Annotated in this window: 15 protein-coding genes; 3 read left to right on the top strand and 12 right to left on the bottom strand. The window is 64.3% G+C overall.

Annotated elements, in window-relative coordinates:
• Position 1 precedes the first annotated feature (1 nt).
• Entirely contained in the window at positions 2 to 1,231 is a 1,230-nt protein-coding gene (locus ACSYDV_RS17440) for an aromatic ring-hydroxylating oxygenase subunit alpha (protein WP_438325095.1), read from the bottom strand.
• 99 nt (positions 1,232 to 1,330) lie between these two features.
• Between ACSYDV_RS17440 and ACSYDV_RS17435 the strand changes: the two genes are divergently transcribed.
• On the top strand, positions 1,331 to 1,867 hold the full coding sequence (locus ACSYDV_RS17435; protein ID WP_438325094.1) for a VOC family protein: 537 nt from the start codon (positions 1,331 to 1,333) through the stop codon (positions 1,865 to 1,867).
• 35 nt (positions 1,868 to 1,902) lie between these two features.
• Here ACSYDV_RS17435 and ACSYDV_RS17430 read toward each other — a convergent pair whose 3' ends face one another.
• From ACSYDV_RS17430 to ACSYDV_RS17390, 9 genes are all read right to left on the bottom strand, one after another.
• Complete coding sequence (locus tag ACSYDV_RS17430; protein ID WP_438325093.1) at positions 1,903 to 2,721, bottom strand: helix-turn-helix transcriptional regulator; 819 nt, start codon at positions 2,719 to 2,721, stop codon at positions 1,903 to 1,905.
• Positions 2,722 to 2,765: 44 nt separating this feature from the next.
• Positions 2,766 to 3,974: an acyl-CoA dehydrogenase family protein gene (locus tag ACSYDV_RS17425; protein ID WP_438325092.1), complete on the bottom strand. Its 1,209-nt coding sequence runs from the start codon at positions 3,972 to 3,974 to the stop codon at positions 2,766 to 2,768.
• 7 nt (positions 3,975 to 3,981) lie between these two features.
• Positions 3,982 to 5,130, bottom strand: a complete 1,149-nt coding sequence (locus tag ACSYDV_RS17420) for a thiolase family protein (RefSeq protein ID WP_438325091.1) — start codon at positions 5,128 to 5,130, stop codon at positions 3,982 to 3,984.
• Complete coding sequence (locus tag ACSYDV_RS17415; RefSeq protein ID WP_438325090.1) at positions 5,127 to 5,519, bottom strand: Zn-ribbon domain-containing OB-fold protein; 393 nt, start codon at positions 5,517 to 5,519, stop codon at positions 5,127 to 5,129. The genes ACSYDV_RS17420 and ACSYDV_RS17415 overlap by 4 nt, the downstream gene beginning before the upstream one ends.
• Complete coding sequence (locus ACSYDV_RS17410; RefSeq protein ID WP_438325089.1) at positions 5,516 to 6,577, bottom strand: acyl-CoA dehydrogenase family protein; 1,062 nt, start codon at positions 6,575 to 6,577, stop codon at positions 5,516 to 5,518. Before ACSYDV_RS17410 ends, ACSYDV_RS17415 begins: the two co-directional genes overlap by 4 nt.
• Positions 6,574 to 7,830, bottom strand: coding sequence for a cytochrome P450 (locus tag ACSYDV_RS17405; RefSeq protein ID WP_438325088.1), 1,257 nt, complete (start codon positions 7,828 to 7,830; stop codon positions 6,574 to 6,576). The genes ACSYDV_RS17410 and ACSYDV_RS17405 overlap by 4 nt, the downstream gene beginning before the upstream one ends.
• Positions 7,831 to 7,908: 78 nt before the next feature.
• On the bottom strand, positions 7,909 to 8,694 hold the full coding sequence (locus ACSYDV_RS17400) for a ThuA domain-containing protein (RefSeq protein ID WP_438325087.1): 786 nt from the start codon (positions 8,692 to 8,694) through the stop codon (positions 7,909 to 7,911).
• Positions 8,691 to 9,707: an NADP-dependent oxidoreductase gene (locus ACSYDV_RS17395; protein ID WP_438325086.1), complete on the bottom strand. Its 1,017-nt coding sequence runs from the start codon at positions 9,705 to 9,707 to the stop codon at positions 8,691 to 8,693. Before ACSYDV_RS17395 ends, ACSYDV_RS17400 begins: the two co-directional genes overlap by 4 nt.
• A gap of 9 nt (positions 9,708 to 9,716) precedes the next feature.
• Complete coding sequence (locus tag ACSYDV_RS17390) at positions 9,717 to 11,840, bottom strand: molybdopterin-containing oxidoreductase family protein (RefSeq protein ID WP_438325085.1); 2,124 nt, start codon at positions 11,838 to 11,840, stop codon at positions 9,717 to 9,719.
• A 118-nt stretch (positions 11,841 to 11,958) separates the two neighbouring features.
• Here ACSYDV_RS17390 and ACSYDV_RS17385 point away from each other — a divergent pair, with 118 nt between their 5' ends.
• Complete coding sequence (locus ACSYDV_RS17385; protein WP_438325084.1) at positions 11,959 to 12,957, top strand: NADP-dependent oxidoreductase; 999 nt, start codon at positions 11,959 to 11,961, stop codon at positions 12,955 to 12,957.
• A gap of 10 nt (positions 12,958 to 12,967) precedes the next feature.
• Complete coding sequence (locus ACSYDV_RS17380) at positions 12,968 to 13,783, top strand: SDR family NAD(P)-dependent oxidoreductase (RefSeq protein ID WP_438325083.1); 816 nt, start codon at positions 12,968 to 12,970, stop codon at positions 13,781 to 13,783.
• Between the two features lie 113 nt (positions 13,784 to 13,896).
• On the opposite strand, the gene ACSYDV_RS17375 is transcribed toward ACSYDV_RS17380, so the two are convergent.
• Positions 13,897 to 15,483, bottom strand: a complete 1,587-nt coding sequence (locus ACSYDV_RS17375; protein WP_438325082.1) for a fatty acid--CoA ligase — start codon at positions 15,481 to 15,483, stop codon at positions 13,897 to 13,899.
• A gap of 20 nt (positions 15,484 to 15,503) precedes the next feature.
• Positions 15,504 to 16,967: a carotenoid oxygenase family protein gene (locus ACSYDV_RS17370; RefSeq protein ID WP_438325081.1), complete on the bottom strand. Its 1,464-nt coding sequence runs from the start codon at positions 16,965 to 16,967 to the stop codon at positions 15,504 to 15,506.
• Between the last annotated feature and the right edge of the window lie 4 nt (positions 16,968 to 16,971).

Raw genomic sequence — 16,971 nt, 5'->3', positions numbered from 1 at the left:
GTCAGGCAAACTGGTCGAGCGGCATGCCGCAGGCGGCGGCGATCGAGCGGTGGACGCCATGCAGCGCGGGCTCATTGGCGCCGAGCACGACACGGAAATCGGCCGGGGCTGTCATCAAATTGGCATAGCCATTGCTGGCGACGCGATAATCCTCGGTCTGGACGACCGTCGCGGTCATATCATAGGCCATTTCACACATGGTGCGATGCTCCTCACCCTCGACCCCGAACGGCGCGTACACCGCAAACTGGCAGAACATCTTGCCGGGGCCGTCAGGGAACAACCGGAAAACCTGAGTGAAATAGACGCCGGGGGTTACTGCACCAAAGAAGATCACGGTGTTGGGGAACAGGAAATGCACCCCGCCATATTCGGTCTCGGGCCACTCGCTCTCGTCCTTATCGACCAGATTGCCGATCGACAGGTCCGGAAAGCTGACGCGATGATGGCGGCCGATTGGCTCATAGACGTTGCGGTCGCTGTAATGCGTCCCGCCGATCGTCGAGGCGTGAAGCATTTTGAAATGATAGCTTTCGCCATAGGTGTCGAGCGCGAATTTCCAGTTGGAATCGGCGGTGAGGATGCCTTTCTTCACCGGCACGGCCCGATGCAGTTCGAGCTGCGCGAGCACCGGCCCGAAGTCGCCCAGATGCGCTTCGGCATCGATCGGTTCTCCATCGGGATTGGCACGCACGAAGATGAGGCCGAGATGTTCGGTGCAGGGCAGTTCGATCAGGTTGCGGGCGCCGATCTCGCAATTTGCGAAACCCTCCTTGCCGGGCTGTCCGACAAGTTTGCCCGCCGGATCGAACGTCCAGGCATGGAAGGGACAGACAAGCCGCGGGCGCGGACCGCTCCAGGGTTCCTTTTCCTCGACCAGCTTCGCGCCGCGATGGGTGCACATGTTGAGAAAGGCGCGGGCGACGCCGTCTTTGCCGCGCGCAACGAGGATCGAGGGGCCGACCGAGTCGAACACGAGGGTGTCGCCCGTCTTGGGAATATCGCCCGACAGGCCCGCGACGATCGGTTCGCCCCGGAAGATACGCTCCATCTCGGCGGCATTGCGCGCTTCGCCGGTATAGATGCTCTTGTGGAGCGGCAGCGGTGCCTCGGCGCTGTCTGTGCGGTTCTCGGCGACGATCGATACCAGTTTGCGCAGCCCGGTTCGCGCGTTGCGCTTGCGGACGGCGGGCCAATCCTTGGTCAGGATCTGCGGATCGGACTCAGCCATGGCTCTCCTCACATTTTGCCCAGTATGCTTCCGGGTCTCGGCTATCTTATCGCACAGAGTCGCAAGCTTGTGCGCTATCGCTTTTGAGGAGGATGTCCGATGACCCGAACCCGAACGCTCGCATCGCTGGGCGACGTCATGCAACTGGCATTCGTGCCGTCGGATTTCGACATGGCGGTTAAACATTGGACCGAGGTGATCGGCGCGGGCCCCTTTTTCCTGCTTCCGAACGTCGCGCTTCCCGGTGGGCGGTATCGCGGCGAAGCCAGCGACCCGGTCTTCACCATGGCGCTCGGCTATTGGGGCGATATGCAGATCGAGTTGATCCGGCCCGAGAATGACGCGGCGTCAATTTATCGCGGCGATTATGGGGTCAGAGACCGATTGCATCATGTCTGCGTGCTGGTCGATTCGATCGATGAAGCGCGCGCGCGGTGCGGCGAGGTCGGAGCAGAGATCATCTTCGAGGCGCCCGTTGGCGACAGTGGCGGGGTAATCTATGCCGATCCGGGGGGCGGTCCCGGAAATCTCGTCGAATTGCTGGAGCCGCAAGCGGGGACGCGCGAGCTGTTCGCCATGATGCGCGATGCGGCGAAGGGCTGGGACGGCAGCGAGCCGCTGCGGTCGCTAGGCTGATCTTCCCCTCCCGCCTGCGGGAGGGGAAAAAGAAACTAACTGTTCGCGCCCAGATAGCCGAGTTGCCCGGCCTTGAAGATTGTCTGCGCGCGGTTGACCGAGTTTAGTTTCTCGCCCGCACGGTGGACATGATAGCGCACCGTCGCATGGCTCAGCGAGATGATCATGCCGATTTCGCGATCGGTCTTGCCGATCGCGGCCCAACGCAGACATTCGACTTCGCGCTTCGACAGCTCGCAATCCGACGGGATACGCCGCTTCGTCCGCATGGCCGAGGCATAGCCGGCGATGAAACGCCGCGTCGCGAGCGCCAGCGTGTCGCCGATTTCGGTGAACAGGTCGCTCAGGTCGTCGACATCGGGGTCGATCGGATGAAAGCTGTTGGCGGAAATCTGCCCAAACGGCAGATGCACCGGAACGACGATCGCTGCCTTGTAGCGCGGGTTCGCGGCGAAATAGCGCGCCGGATTAATGTCCTCGAGATAGGGGTTCGGCTGCGCGGTGCGGAACCCGTCGCTGTTGCACCAGAAAGGCTCGCTTTCGTAGCGGCACGAGCGCGGCAGCGGCGAATGCAGCGCCAGCCGGTGATCTTCCCACCAGCGTTCGCCATCGCCAAGCCAGCCGAACAGGTCGGCAGCAAGGACTGCGCCGTCGGCATCGACCATCGTCTCCTTGGATGCGATATCGTCGCATAGCGCGGCGCGCAGACCAAAGGCTGCAGCATAATCGCGCAGCAACACCGCGGCATCGTGGATATCTTCCACGTTGCGGATCGTGACCGCGTCGACGAGCGTCCTTGCATCCATCGGGGGTGCGAACCCGTCGACCGGCAGTTTTTCTGCCTGTTCTCCCATATCGGGGACTATCTCATATGGGCCGGCAAGTCGCAATGCATGTGTCATAAGCGGAGCACCGTCTTTGCTATGATGTTTTTCTGAACTTCGCTCGAACCGCCGAATACGGTCCAGGCACGGCTGTTGAGATAGCGGGCGGCGGCAACTTGCGCGTCGGTGTCGCCAATTGGCGGCGGCGCCTCATTGCCATAGAGCGGGCGGACGGTCGGCAGTTGCAGCCCGTCATAGCCGTGGAGGTCCATCGCGAGCCCGTCGATCCGCTGGTGAAGCTCGGACGAGATCAGCTTGACCAGCGACGTCTGCGGGCCGGCGGGGCGGCCCTTGGCGATGTCGGCCAATATGCGCAGTTCGGTTGTCTCCAGCGCTTCGGCCTCGAGCCGCAGCTTGGCGATCTGGATCGCAATTTGAATGTCGCCGCCGAGCGCCCCATTGTGACCGCTCGGTGCGACGCCCGCCAGCTGTTCGAGATGATCGATCGCGCGGATCAGGCGCGGCGCGTGAAACGACCCGCCGCGTTCGTTTTCGAGCAGGAACTTCGCGATTGTCCAGCCTTGGCCTTCGTCTCCAACACGATTGCCAACGGAGGTGCGCGCGGCGTCGAGGAAGACCTGGTTGACTTCGTGGTCGCCCGCCATGGTGATGATCGGGGTGACGGTGACGCCGGGCTGGTCCATGGGAACGAGGAGGAAGCTGATCCCCGCCTGTTTCTTGACCTCTCCATCGGTGCGGACGAGGCAGAATATCCAGTTCGCGTGGTGCGCGTGGGTGGTCCACAGTTTCGATCCGTCGACGACATATTCATCGCCCTCGCGCCGCGCCCGGGTACGCAGCGAGGCGAGGTCGGAGCCGCTTTGCGGTTCGGAATAGCCCTGGCACCAATAGTCGGTGCCGGCGCGGATCGCGGGCAGGAAACGGTCCTTTTGTTCCTGCGTCCCGAAGGCGCAGATGACCGGGCCGACAAGCCGCAGGCCGAGCACCGACAGAGCGGGAGCCCCCGCGACCGCGCATTCCTTTTCGAAGATATAGCGCTGCATCGGGGTCCAGCCGGTGCCGCCGCAATCCTCGGGCCAGTGATAGGCGACCCAGCCCTTGTCATTGAGGATGCGATGCCAGACGAGGCCGATATCGGGTTCGACGAAGACCCCCGGCGTGCGTTTCGCGCCGTCGCGGACATGTGGCGGCAGCGAGGTGCGGAGGAAATCGCGGACCTCCTCGCGGAATTCCAGTTCGTCCTTGGTAAGGTCTAAATCCATAAATCCACTAGCGTTCGAGGATCGCCACCGCCGACAGGCCGGGCGCTCCATAGACATGAGAGTAACCGACCCTGGGGCCGTTCGGAACCTGACGCTCGCCGCCGCGACCACGCAGCTGCACTGTGTTTTCGTAAACCTGCCGCAGCCCCGACGCGCCGATCGGCTCGCCGCAGGCGAGGCAGCCGCCGTCGGTGTTGACGGGCAGCTTGCCGCCGATTTCGCTCCACCCTTCGGCGAACCATTGTTCCTGATCGCCGTCGGCGCAGAAGCCGTTTTCGGCCATGTGCATGATCTCGGCACCGCTTTCGGTGTCCTGCAATTGCGCGACGTCGACATCGTCGGGGCCGATCCCCGCCATTTCGAAGGCGGCACGGCTGGCAACCTCGGTGGGCTTGCCGCCGCCGTCCACGCTGACCGACGGGGCGAAGACCTCGAACGACCCCTCGGGGCGAGTACGAAAGGCGACGCTGGCGATCCGCACCGCGTCGGAGCCGAGTTCGCGAACCTTTTTGCCGCTGGCCAATATCAACGCGACCGCCCCCTCGGCGGGCGAGCAGAACATATATTTGGTCAGCGGATCATTGACGATCGGCGCGTTCAGGATTGTGTCGAGATCGACCGGCGAGCGCCGCCAGGCATGATCGCACAGCGTGCCGTTGCGAAACGCCTTTTCGGCGACGAGGCCCAGGGTGCGGCGGCTGATGCCGTGGAGCGCCATGTAACGCTGGATCTTGAGCGCGAAAAATTGCGTCGTCAGCATCATGCCGGTTTCGCCATACCATTCGGGCAGGCCATATTCGGCGGGTTTGGCGTTGAAGGCGCCGCGCGGATGCTTGTCGAAGCCGACCGCCAGCGCGATATCGCAGGCGCCCGCCGCAATGGCGTTGCGCGCCGAGGTGAGCGCGCTGCCCCCGGTTGCGCAGCCATTGGCGACATTGATGAAGGGGATGTTGGTCAATCCGAGTTCGTTGACCATGATATCGGCCGATCCTGCCGCCGCCGAGCCGCCATAGGCGAATTCGATATCGCGCCAGGCAATCCCCGCGTCGGCGAGCGCCTCGCGAACGGCATGGACCCCCTGATCGCGGCCCGAACGTCCGTCGGTGCGGCCAAAGGGGTGGATACCGGCGCCGATGATATAGACGTCGTCGTTCATGGCTGAGGCTCCGGACGGAAGGCATAGGTCGATCGCCGGTCGTCGAACGGGACGATGGCGAGGGTCATCGGCATGCCGATGACAAGGTCGGCGGGGGCGGCATCGACGATCCGCGTCTCGACGATCACTTCGCCGGGCAGTTCGACATAGCCGATCAGAAAGGGTTCGAACGGCTGCGGGCCGCTGTATGGTTCCTTGGGTTCGAAACCCTGTGTCGTCCACGACCAGAGCGTGCCACTGCGCGACAGCGCCACCGGTTCGACCAGCGCGGCGGCATCGCCGTCCGGAACGGGAAAGATAATCTCTCCATCGCTGCGGCGCCCGCCGATCAGCCGGGGTTCGGCGTCGTCGGTCCACAGGCCGGGGGCGATCGGGGTGAGCGCGTTCATGCCGCCCTCGCATAGGTGGTCAGGCAGTGGGTCCGATCGCCGAAAAACCTGTCGAGCAGCATCACGCGCTTCAACGCATGGCCGAGCGCGAGTTCGTCGGTCTGTCCCATGCCGCCATGCATCTGGACCGCCTCCAGCCCGATCCGCGTCGCGGCCTCGCCGACGAAAGCCTTGGCGCCCGCCGTCAGGCGCGGCCAGTTGGCGTCATCGGTGGCGGGATCGAGCATTGCGGTGCGCAGCACCATCGAACGCGCCTGTTCAAGTTCGGCATAGCATTCGACAAGGCGGTGCTGGAGCGCCTGGAAGCTGCCGATCGCGGCGCCGAACTGCTGACGCTCGCCGACATAGACGAGCGTGTCGTCGAACATCGTCTGCGCGAGCCCGAGCATCTCGGCAGCCGCGAGCAGACGGACGTCGCCGACGATGCGTTGAAAACGGGTTTCGGGCAGGTCGAGCGGTTCGGCGGGGCTATGATGGAAGTCGATCGTGGCTGCAAAGGAGCCGTCGATGACGGGATAATCCTGACGGACGACACCAGCGGCGTTCGCCGCGACCTTCGCAAGCCCGTTCCCGGCGAGAGTGACCAGCAGCACGTCAGCGAGCGGCGCGCCGGACACGAAGGTCTTCGCACCCCCGACAAATCCGGCGTCGATTTGCGTGCCGACCGCTGCCGTTTCGTAGCGGCGTCCCGGTTCGGCGAAAGCGACCGCTGCGAAGCTTGCTCCGGACAGCAGATCGTCGACGAGAGCGCCGTCGCCGGCCGCCGCCGCGAGCCGGATCGGCAGCACGCCATTTTCCAGCCACGGGTCGATCGCGACCCCTTTGCCCAGCGCCTCTGCGACCAGCGCGAGGTCGACCATCGTGCCGCCCATGCCGCCCATCGCCTCTGGCGCGGCGAGCGCGAGCAGGCCGAGGTCGGCGAGTTGTTGCCAGCGTGTCCGCGAATAACCGCCCGCTTGCCTGCGCATCGCATGGCGCGCGGCGATATCCACCGGGCCGAGGAAACGCGCGACCGAATCGCGGGCCAGCAACTGGCCTTCGTCGAGGTCGAAATTCATGGGCGGCGTCCAAAGGTGATCGGCAGCGTGGTCAATCCGCGCAGCAGCATGTTCGGCGGCCAGCTTGGCGTATGGCCTTCGGCGATCTGGAAATCGGTAAGGCGCGTCAGCAGTTCGGAATAGGCGACCGCCATTTCTTTGCGGCTCAGCATATTGCCGACGCACATATGGATGCCCTTGCCGAAAGCGAGATGGCTACGGGCGTTGGCGCGTTCCATGTCGAAGCGGTCGGGGTCGGGATATTTGGCCGGGTCGCGGTTGGCGGCGGCGTAACGCAGCTGCGCCATCGCGCCTTTGGGGATGTTGACCCCGCCAAGCCGGGTGTCCTTCAGCACCATGCGCCACATGCCGGCGGTCGGGCTTTCGGTGCGCAGCACTTCCTCGACGAGGTTGATGATCGCGCGCTCATTGCCGGTGTCGGCGGCGGCGACCGCCTTTGCCATCTGGTCCGGGTTTTCGATGAGCTGGAGCAATCCGCCGGCGAGCGCAGAGGTCGTCGTTTCATTCCCGGCGACCATCAACTGTTGCATGATCGACAATATTTCGGCGTCTTCGAGCGGACGTTCGCCATCGATCGCGGCATGGACGAGGTCGGACAGCAAATCCTCGGTCGGCGCGGCGCGGCGTTCGTCGATCTTCGCCTTCATATAATGCTGGAATTCAACGACCTCTCGGGCGCATTCGAGTTCGCGTTCCTTGGGGATCATCCGGCCCAGCCGGTCGACGAAGGCATCGGACCAGCGTTTTACGCGGTCGAGATCATCCTCCATGCCGATCTGGCTTGCGATCATCGCGACGGGCAGGGGGATCGCGAAATCGCGCACAAAGTCGCATTCGGCCCCGGACTCCCGTGCGTCGGCCATTTTTTCGATCAGCGCGATCGCGATTCTGCGCATATTTTCTTCGATCGCGGCGACGCGCTTCATCGAGAAGGCGAGGTTGACGAGCTTGCGAAAGCGCGTGTGGGTGGGCGGGTCGGCGGTCAGCAGCGTATCGACCTGTGGCCAGCCCTTCGACAGGATTGCCGCGACGTCGCCATCCTCAGCCATCGCACCCGACAGCGTCCCCTGAAAATTGTTCGAGAAGGTTTCGACGTCGCCGGTCGCCTGAACGCAAAGGTCGTAGGAGAGGACGAGGAACATGCCGTCGGACAATTGCACAACGGGGCTTTTCGGCATCCAGGCGCGATAATAGTCGAACGGGTCGGCGATCACCTGTGGTTCGAAAAAACTGCTTGCTGCGATGTCGTTCACGCGGCGCCTCTTCCCTCAGACTTATGTTTATGCGCCCGACTATATGCCTCCGCCAAATCGAGGCGATGCACAATTTCGTTAGGCGACGGGGGCGGCGGCAACATGGTCGAGCGCATTGGCGATCAGGCGGCGGAGGTGCGGATTGGCGTATGCAGCGGGGCCATCGCCGGGCTGGAGATAGACGAGGCGGCCCGCGTCGACCGGCTTTTCCCACCCGATCAGGTCGCTGCCCGGTGGATGCGGCCAATCGGTGTTGCTGAACATCCGTCCGGCAACGGCCTGCGCCGCCGAATAGAAATTGTCGCGGACGAAGCGATGGTCGGCGCGCAACAGCGGGGTGACGGAGCCCCAGACCGGAGCGAGATAAAGCTCGTCGCAAAGCGGAAAACGCGGCGGCAGACCTGCGGTGACGGGGTGATCGGGATCGACGACCTGCGCGTCGTAAGCCACGTTATGGCGATAACCCGAGTCGAGATGCGCCGCGCCGTTCGCGGTTCCCGGCTGATAAAGGAAGCGGCCGCCGATCATATCGGCCCATTCGGGCCAGTCGGCCCAGCCGGCGATGGCATGATGCATCGCGACCGCGCCGCCGCCGCCCGCGAAATAATTGGCGATCGCGCGGCGATATGTCCACGACGGCGGCCGCGATGCGACCTTGCCGCCGTCGAAACTGTAGCCCGGCATGTCATAGAAGAGGATCGCGTCGGCGTCGCGCGCCGCGCCCGCCGCGACCGCCGCCTCGGCCTCTGGATGGATCAGATGCGTGATCGTCCAGCGGGTGAAGCTCGCGAGCAGGCCGGCGAAGGGTTCGGCCTCATAGGGGTGGCCGCCCGACAGGACGAGGAGGCGGCGTGTCCCCGTCATGCGATCTTCAGGATCATCTTGCCCTGATTGCTCCCCGAAAAGAGCCGCATGAAGGCGTCGAAGCTGTTCTCTATCCCTTCGTCGACATGTTCGTCGGCGATGAGCTTGCCCTGCTGAAGCCAGGCCGCCATCTCGGCGCCGCCTTCGGCGAAGCGCGGAATATAATCGGCGACGAGGAGGCCGCGGATCGACGCGCGGTGGACGATAAGCTGCCAGATGTTGCGCGCGCCGACTTTTTCCACGCTGTTATATTCGCTGATCAGCCCGCACAGCCCGATGCGCGCGCCATGGCGCAGGTTCATCAGCCCCGCATCGAGAATGTCGCCGCCGACATTTTCGAAGATGATATCGACGCCGTCCTCCGCCTCGGCGCGGATCGCGTCGGTCAGTGCGGCGAGGTCCTTGCCGCGATAGTCGATCGCCGCGTCGAAGCCGTAGCGTTCGACGAGCCGCGCGCATTTCTCCGCTCCGCCCGCGATTCCGATGACCTTGCTCGCGCCCTTGATCCGGGCGATCTGTCCGACCAGCGAGCCGACGGCCCCCGCGGCGCCCGTCACCAGCACGACGTCACCCGTTTTGGGTTCGCATACGTCGATATAGCCAAAGTAAGCGGTCATCCCGACCGCGCCGAGGATCGACAGATAATTGGTGACCGAAGGCACCAGCGCGGCGTCGATCACCTGCGTGAAGCCGCCGAAGGTTCCGACCGAATATTCCTCTATGCCGTTGAGGCCGAGCACCCATTGGCCGGGTTCGAAGCCTTCGGCCCTGCTCGCCTCGACCACGCCGACCGTCGTTGCGCGCACCGGATGCCCAAGCGGGATCGGCGGCATATAGCTGGGCGCATCGTCCATCCAGCCGCGGATCGCGGGGTCGAGCGAGGCATAATGGTTGCGGATCAGGAATTCGCCGTCGGCAAGGTCGGGGGTCGGTTCGGTGACCAGCGAGAAATCGTCCTGCACCGGTTCGCCATCGGGACGGCGGGTCAGCAGGAAACGGCGGTTGTCGGGCATGAAAACTCCTCAGGCGGGGGTGATGGAAACGGGGATTGCGCTTTGCAGCGACTGGCCGGTGATCGGGTCATAGGACACGCTCTCGCTGACGAGGCGGTTGGTCGAGGCGCCATGTTCGTGCACCGCATCGGGGCCGATGTCGGGGCCGCCGAAGGCATGCGCCATCGAGACGACGCCGGGGCGCATATTCTCCGCCGCGCGCGCGACCGCGACGACTTCGCCCGCGGCCGAACGGATACGGACGCTGTCGCCGTCATGGCAGGGAATCAGCGCGAGATCGTCGGGGTGGAGGAAGGCGGGATTCGTCGTGCGCTTGGCGCGGAGGGCCGGGAGGTTTTGCCCAGTCGAGTTGAAGCGGTGGCGGCTGCGGCGCGACACCATGCGCCAGGGATATTCGGGGGTCGGCTGATCGGCGGCGCCATAGGCGACCAGCCGGTCGGGCAACCCGCCCGCGCCGAGGTTGAACCGGGCGGGGGCGTCGGGATCGCCGGCTTCGACGACGGGATGGAGGTCGGCGTAGATGACGGCCTTGCCGTCCTGCGTATCGCTGCGCACACGGCTTGGCGCCACGGTGCAGCCCGCGACCATCAGATCGAGGAACGCCTCTTTGGCCGGGCGCGCGTCCATCGGACAGGCGCCGCCCGCCAGCGGCATACCGGTGCCGATGCGGTGGCCGAGTTCCCAGAGCATCTCCCACTCCTCGATCAGGTCGCCGGGGGCTTCGATCATCGCCTCGGTATAGCGGGCGTAGGGGATTTCGTACCACCATTCGCTGAGGTTGCTGATGTCCTCGCGTTCGAGGCACATTTTGGGGGCGAGGATATAGTCGGCGCGCTTTGCGGTTGCGGACTCGGCGTTGACGTCGATCGAGACGAGCAGGTCGAGCCCGTCCAGCGCGCGTGCCATCTTGTCCTGATCGGGAAAGGCGACGAGCGGATTGCCGCCAATGACGATCAGCGCGCGGATCTGTCCTTCGCCCGGGGTCAGCATTTCGTCGGCGAGGACGTTGCACGGCATCTCCATGCCCAGATGGGTGAGGCCGCGAATGCGCGAGGCGGGAAACCCCTCGCCATAGGGCGTCATCGGCGGGGCCACCTGTGCGCGGCGCGGCGTGACGGGCGTGAAGACGCGCGGGATCGAGCTTTGCTCGCCCTCGCGGCAGAAGCGGCCGCAGATGATATTGAGCGATGAGACGAGATATTGGGTGAGCGTGCCATTGCCCGCCATCTCGGGCCCCGTGCCGGTCGAGACGACGCCCCTGGTTCCTTTCGCGAACATCCGGGCGGCGGCGATAAGCTGGCTTTCCTCGACCCCCGCGCGCGCCGCGGCTACGTCGGGGGTGAAGCCGGCGACCGCGCGCCGGAGTTCATCGAGGCCGTCGACATATTGCTGGACGAAAGCGGTGTCGGTGAGGCCTTCGGACAGGATGATGCGGATGATCCCGGCGAGCATCGCGGGATCTTCGCCCGGACGCACCGGCAGATGGATGTGCGCGAGCGCGGCGACATCGCTTTCGCGCGGGTCGGCGACGATCAGCTTCAAGCCGCCGTCGATTGCGTTGCGCAACCGGCGCGAGGGCGAGAAGGGCGGCAGACCGCCCGGCGGGCCATAGTGCGAGACGATGGGATTATTGCCGATGAAGAAGGCGACATCGGCGTCGGCAAATGTATGCATCCCGCCCATCCAGCTGCCGTATTGCATGGTCGTATAGACCTTCGCCGGCTGGTCGAGCGTCACCGAGGTATAGATGTTGCGAGTACCGAGCCCCTGCGCGAAGGACATCGCGCTGCCGACCCCGGCGCTGTTCTGGAAGGCGTAAGTGCCGCCATAGATGGCGACGGCGTGCGGGCCATGTTCGGCGATGATGGCCGATAGTTTCGCGCCGATCTCGTCCAGCGCGGTTTCCATCGCGATATTTTGAAACACCCCGTCGACGCGTTTTTGCGATACCGTCAGACGTTGCGGGCCGTGGTGCGCCTCGGCGAGTTGGCGTCCCTTGATGCAGGTATAGCCCCCGAACACCGGGTCGTCGGGATCGCCCGCGACTTTGGTCACGCGGCCTTCGTCGATCGTGATGAGCATCGCGCAATTGGCATGGCAGAAACGGCAGAAACTGCGGCGGACTTCGGGCATCGTCTTCCTCCCTGATCACACCCTAGACCCCCGCGCCGCCCGCGCGACTGGCACTTTTGGCGGTGGTTGCGGCGCCAGCGCAGGCGCAGTTTCCGGTCAAAGATCAGGGAGAATGACGATGCCGACATCGCGCCAATGGCTGCTGAACGGACATCCGCGCGGGCGCGGGATCGAGGATGGGGATTTTGTGCTGGCCGAAAAAGAGGTCGGCGCGCCGGGTGAGGGCGAAGTGCTGCTCAAGACGCTCTATCTGGGCTTTGACCCCGCGCAAAAGGGCTGGATGGAAAATATCGCCGACTATGTCGCGCCGATGGCGATCGGCGATGTGATGCGCGGCAGCGGGATCAGTGAGGTTGTCGAGAGCCATCACAGCGATTTTGCGGTGGGCGATCTGGTGATGGGATCGACCGGCTGGACCGAATGGCATCGCTCGAGCGGCGATGGGCTGGTGAAGATCGAAACCGCGCTGCCGCCGACCGCGATGCTGTCGGTGCTCGGCACCACGGGCGTCACCGCTTATTGCGGGCTGTTCAAGGTCGGGCGGCCGGTTGCGGGCGATACGGTGCTGGTGTCGGGCGCAGCGGGGGCGACGGGATCGGTCGTCGGTCAGCTGGCGAAGATCGCAGGGTGCCGGGCTGTCGGCATCGCGGGGGGCGAAGACAAGTGCCGCTGGCTGGTCGAGGAGGCCGGCTATGACGCCGCGATCGATTATAAGGCGGGCCATGTCCGAAAGCAGATCAGGGAACATTGCCCCGGCGGCGTCAATGTCATCTTCGACAATGTCGGCGGCGCGATCCTCAACGACATGCTCGGCGAAATTGCAACCGGCGCGCGCGTCGCGGTGTGCGGCGGGATCAGCCGGTACGAGAGCGGATCGTTGCCCGCCGGACCGCAAAATTATTTCAACCTGATCTTTCGCCGCGGATCGATGGCGGGGTTCATCGTGCTCGACTGGGCGAATGAATTTCCCGAAATCCGCAAGCGGCTGGAGGGCTTCGTCCTCGATGGCCGGCTCAATTACCGCGAGGATGTCCAGGCGGGTTTTGAAAACGCCCCCGCGACCCTGAAACGCCTGTTCAGCGGCCAGAACCGCGGCAAGCAACTCTTGAAACTCTGAGGAGATGGACATGGGCCGGCTGGCAGGAAAGCGCGCCGTCATCATCGGCGCGGCATCGACGGGAAATATGGCGCAGGTGACCGCGCGGCGTTTCGCGCGCGAAGGCGCGACGGTGATGGTCGCAGGACGCACGCAGGCGCCGCTCGACGCGCTCGCGACCGAGATCGGCGGTCATGCCGCGCTGTGCGACATCACCGACAGGGCGTCGGTCTTTGCGCTTGCCGACGCGGCGAAAGCGAAGATGGGCGGGGTCGATATTGCGATGAACGCTAGCGGCTGGGGACTGCTCAAGCCGTTGCTGGACGTCACCGAGGAGGAGCTGGCGCGCATCGTCGCGTTGCAGTTCACGGGGGTGCATCATTTTCTGCAGGCTTTCGTCGGCGCGATGCTGGCGAATGATCCCACCGGGGGCTCGATCATCCAGATTTCGTCGGCGACGACGCGATCGCCGATCGCCAATCATGCCGCCTATATCGGCACCAAAGCGGGTTCGGAGGCGCTGATCCGCTGCGTCGCCAATGATTTCGGCGGCGCGGGCATTCGCGCCAATATCGTGTCGCCGGCGTTCACTGAATCGCCGATGACCGAGGGCGCGTTTGCGACGCCGGGATTGGTCGATGCCTTCCTGCCGCGTTATCCGCTGGGGCGGCTCAACACGTCGGAGGATGTCGCGAATGCGTGCCTGTGGCTGGCGAGCGACGAGGCGTTTGTGACCGGCGAGAATTTGCAGCCCAATGGCGGGCTGGCGCTGCGCGGCAATCCGCAGGAAGCCGATATTGCGGCGGCGGTGGGGGCTGCGATGGCGAAATTGCAGAGCAACGATTGATCCTCAAACCCCGTTCGCCCTGAGCTTGTCGAAGGGTCGTTCTATCTTTCAACGCTGAAAGAGAAGGACAGTGCTTCGACAAGCTCAGCACAAACGGCTGAGAGGTTGGCATGCTAGCCGATCTGCCGCTCGCGGCCTTCCCAATAGGGCGCGCGCAGTTCGCGGCGGAGGATCTTGCCCGACGGGTTGCGCGGTAGCGCGGGAATGAAGTCCACCGACTTGGGGCATTTATAGCCCGCGATGCGTTCGCGCGCCCAGCCTATGATCGCGTCCGCGTCGGCGCTTTCGCCTTCGCGCAGCACGACGCACGCCTTCACCGCTTCGCCCCATTTTTCGTCGGGAACGCCGACCACTGCGACATCGGCGACGGCGGGGTGGCCGTAAATCGCATTCTCGACCTCGGCCGGATAGACATTCTCTCCGCCCGAAATGATCATGTCCTTCACCCGGTCGTGGAGGTAGAAATAGCCTGCCTGGTCGGTGTAACCCGCGTCACCGGTGCGCAGCCAGCCGTCGGCGTCGATCGTCTCCGCCGTCGCTTCGGGGCGCGCCCAATATTCGCGCATATTGGCCTGCGCTCGGATCGCGATCTCGCCGATTTCGCGCGGGGGCAGGGGATGACCGTCGGCGTCGATCACCCGCATCTCGACCCCGCGCAGCGGTTTGCCGACCGATCGCATCCGTTCATTGCCCGCCGGGTCATGATCTTCGGGCGGCAGTGCGGCGATCGTCCCCGATGTTTCGGTCATCCCGTACATCTGGACAAAGCCGCATTGGAAGATGTCGATGCACTGGCGCAAGAGGTCGAGCGGGATCGGCGAGGCGCCATAGGCGATGTGACGGAGGCGCGAGAAATCGACCTCGCGCGCACGCGGCTGGTTGACGATGATCTGCATCGCGGCGGGGACCATGAAGATTTTCGATATGCCGTGCGCCTCGATCAGGTCGAGTACCCCGCCGGGGTCGAATTCGCGGGTGATCACGCCCGTCGCGCCGTTGGTCATCACGGTGATGCCATATCCGGTGCCGCCGATGTGGAAGCAGGGCATCGCAACGAGCCCGACGTCGTCTTCGTCCCAGCGTTCCCAGTCGGCCTGCAGCGCGGGATCGCGGTCGAGCTTCGAGCGCAGCACCGAACCGTTGGTCAGCACCGCGCCCTTGGGCTTGCCGGTGGTGCCCGATGTGTACATCTGGATCACCGCATCGCTCTCTCCGCGCGCGACATCGGGGTCGCTGTCGGGGAAGCCGCCGCGCAAGGTGCGATAATCGGGAAAGCCGTTTGCGGCGCCCTCCACCGCGATTACATGTTCCACGCCGGGAAAAGCGGCCCGGTTGGCGGCGACCAGATCGGTGAATTCGGGGCCGACGCAGAGGAAACGCGCGCCGCAATTGTCGATGATCCACGCGATTTCGGGCACCGCGAGGCGCCAGTTGACCGGGGTCATCACGCCGCCGGCCTTGGCGACCGCCATCACCAGTTCGAAATAAAGGTCGCTGTTCTTGCCGAGATAGGCGACGCGGTCGTCGGGTTTCAGCCCGAACGCGATCAGCGCATTGGCACCGCGATTGCTATTGGCGTCATAGTCGCGATAGCTGGTCGTGCGGCCTTCGAAATGGAAGAGGATCTTGTCGGGGCGTTCGCGCCCATTTCGCCGCGCGATGTCGGCAACGCTTTTAAATGCTGTGATATTTTGCGTCACCTGCGATCCGCTCCCTTTTCTTATGCGCGCGCTTCGCCGAACGCTTGTCGATAGAGCATGGAGTCGGCCGCATAGAAATTGCAATGGAAACCCGACGGGATGCGAAACGGCACATGCACCGTCGCGACCGGACCGGCGGCAATATCGAGAGCAGCGAAGATGGCGAGCTCGCTCGTCGCTGCGCCGGCACGGTGGACGATCGCCATCGCATAGCCGTCGCCTTCGGCCGTGGCGCCGATGCGCGGCGCGAAGATGAGTTCGCCGCACGACGTGCCGTTGCCGAAATGATAAACATCTTCGGTGCCGCTGACGGTGTCGAAGCGTAGTGCGCCGTCCATCCCCTCGGCGCGGCCGTCCCGGCTGTTGAGATTGATGTTGGCGAAGCTGTGGCGCGACGCGCGCGTCATGAAACGGTCGTCGGGACGCGGAAACTGGATGTCGCGGTCGTTGAGCGTTTCTTCCTTGATCCAAGTTCCGTTGCCGCCCACGCCGGGGTCGATCGTCCAGCGGCGGAGGCTCTGCTGCGTATCGCCATGCGTCTGCTTCACCCCGGTCTCGTCGGGAAACAGCGCGGTGCCGTTGGCGGCAGCGACATCGGCGATGATCTTGCCATCCTGTTCCCAGACATTGAGTTCGTGGAACATGTGGCGCGGTTCATAATCGAACCAGCGAACGTCGCTCGCACCGCCTTCGCGCGGCATGACCCCGAATTTGGTCGGGCGGCCATTGACCCAGGCGGTCATCGGTCCGCCCTTCATGAACCGGCCGAGATCGGCGTCGATCGGAATGACCGGGAAGACGACCCAATTCTCGGTCAGGAAGAAAGTGTGCATCAGGGCGTTGTGCGGCATATCGATGACCTCCGCCTTGCGCACGCTGCCGTCGGCGGCGATCACGTCGTACCGCAATTGCGGTGCCCCCATCGGGCCGTTGATCGCCATGCCGATGTTGACGAGCTCGCCGGTATAATGGTCGATCTTGGGATGCGCGGAGAAGGTCGTGGTGATCGTCCCGCCATAATGTTCCTCGCCCAGCGTTTCGAGCGTGTGCGGGTCGAGTTCGACCGCAGGCGCGCCCTCCATCAGCGCGAGCAATTTGCCGCCATGAACGATGATGTTGGTGTTGGCGGTGTTGTAGCGTTTTCCCTGCACCGACGGGTCGGCGGTCATCGGATTGCCGAACATGCCGAACAGACGCTGGCCCGCCGCTTTCTCCATCTCGAACTTTTCGGTTCGCACCCAGCGATTGAGCATCGACGCCCGGCCATTCGCGATGTGAAAAGCATAGACCATGCCGTCGCCGTCGAACCAGTGATAGTCGCCCTCGCGCGTCGGATAGAGCGGTTCGGGGCCGTTGCGATAGAAGACCCCGACCAGATCGTCGGGGATTTCGCCCTCGACGATCAGATCGGGTGCGGTTGCCTCGAAACGGACGGGCTGGTGGTGGCCCGACAGGAAGGGATGGTCGAAAAAGGCCTGCGTCATCTCT

Source organism: Sphingopyxis selenitireducens (assembly GCF_051550705.1).
Taxonomy (GTDB): Bacteria; Pseudomonadota; Alphaproteobacteria; order Sphingomonadales; family Sphingomonadaceae; genus Sphingopyxis.
Note: the sequence above shows the minus strand (reverse complement) of the source record. Positions and strands in the feature narration are given on the sequence as shown.

What these genes read in the sequence shown, in the direction of transcription:
- ACSYDV_RS17430 (WP_438325093.1), bottom strand. Translation starts at nt 2,721, where the DNA reads ATGGGAGAACAGGCAGAAAAACTGCCGGTCGACGGGTTCGCACCCCCG.
- ACSYDV_RS17415 (WP_438325090.1), bottom strand. Translation starts at nt 5,519, where the DNA reads ATGAACGCGCTCACCCCGATCGCCCCCGGCCTGTGGACCGACGACGCC.
- ACSYDV_RS17410 (WP_438325089.1), bottom strand. Translation starts at nt 6,577, where the DNA reads ATGAATTTCGACCTCGACGAAGGCCAGTTGCTGGCCCGCGATTCGGTC.
- ACSYDV_RS17420 (WP_438325091.1), bottom strand. Translation starts at nt 5,130, where the DNA reads ATGAACGACGACGTCTATATCATCGGCGCCGGTATCCACCCCTTTGGC.
- ACSYDV_RS17370 (WP_438325081.1), bottom strand. Translation starts at nt 16,967, where the DNA reads ATGACGCAGGCCTTTTTCGACCATCCCTTCCTGTCGGGCCACCACCAG.
- ACSYDV_RS17440 (WP_438325095.1), bottom strand. Translation starts at nt 1,231, where the DNA reads ATGGCTGAGTCCGATCCGCAGATCCTGACCAAGGATTGGCCCGCCGTC.
- ACSYDV_RS17395 (WP_438325086.1), bottom strand. Translation starts at nt 9,707, where the DNA reads ATGCCCGACAACCGCCGTTTCCTGCTGACCCGCCGTCCCGATGGCGAA.
- ACSYDV_RS17400 (WP_438325087.1), bottom strand. Translation starts at nt 8,694, where the DNA reads ATGACGGGGACACGCCGCCTCCTCGTCCTGTCGGGCGGCCACCCCTAT.
- ACSYDV_RS17425 (WP_438325092.1), bottom strand. Translation starts at nt 3,974, where the DNA reads ATGGATTTAGACCTTACCAAGGACGAACTGGAATTCCGCGAGGAGGTC.
- ACSYDV_RS17390 (WP_438325085.1), bottom strand. Translation starts at nt 11,840, where the DNA reads ATGCCCGAAGTCCGCCGCAGTTTCTGCCGTTTCTGCCATGCCAATTGC.
- ACSYDV_RS17380 (WP_438325083.1), top strand. Translation starts at nt 12,968, where the DNA reads ATGGGCCGGCTGGCAGGAAAGCGCGCCGTCATCATCGGCGCGGCATCG.
- ACSYDV_RS17435 (WP_438325094.1), top strand. Translation starts at nt 1,331, where the DNA reads ATGACCCGAACCCGAACGCTCGCATCGCTGGGCGACGTCATGCAACTG.
- ACSYDV_RS17385 (WP_438325084.1), top strand. Translation starts at nt 11,959, where the DNA reads ATGCCGACATCGCGCCAATGGCTGCTGAACGGACATCCGCGCGGGCGC.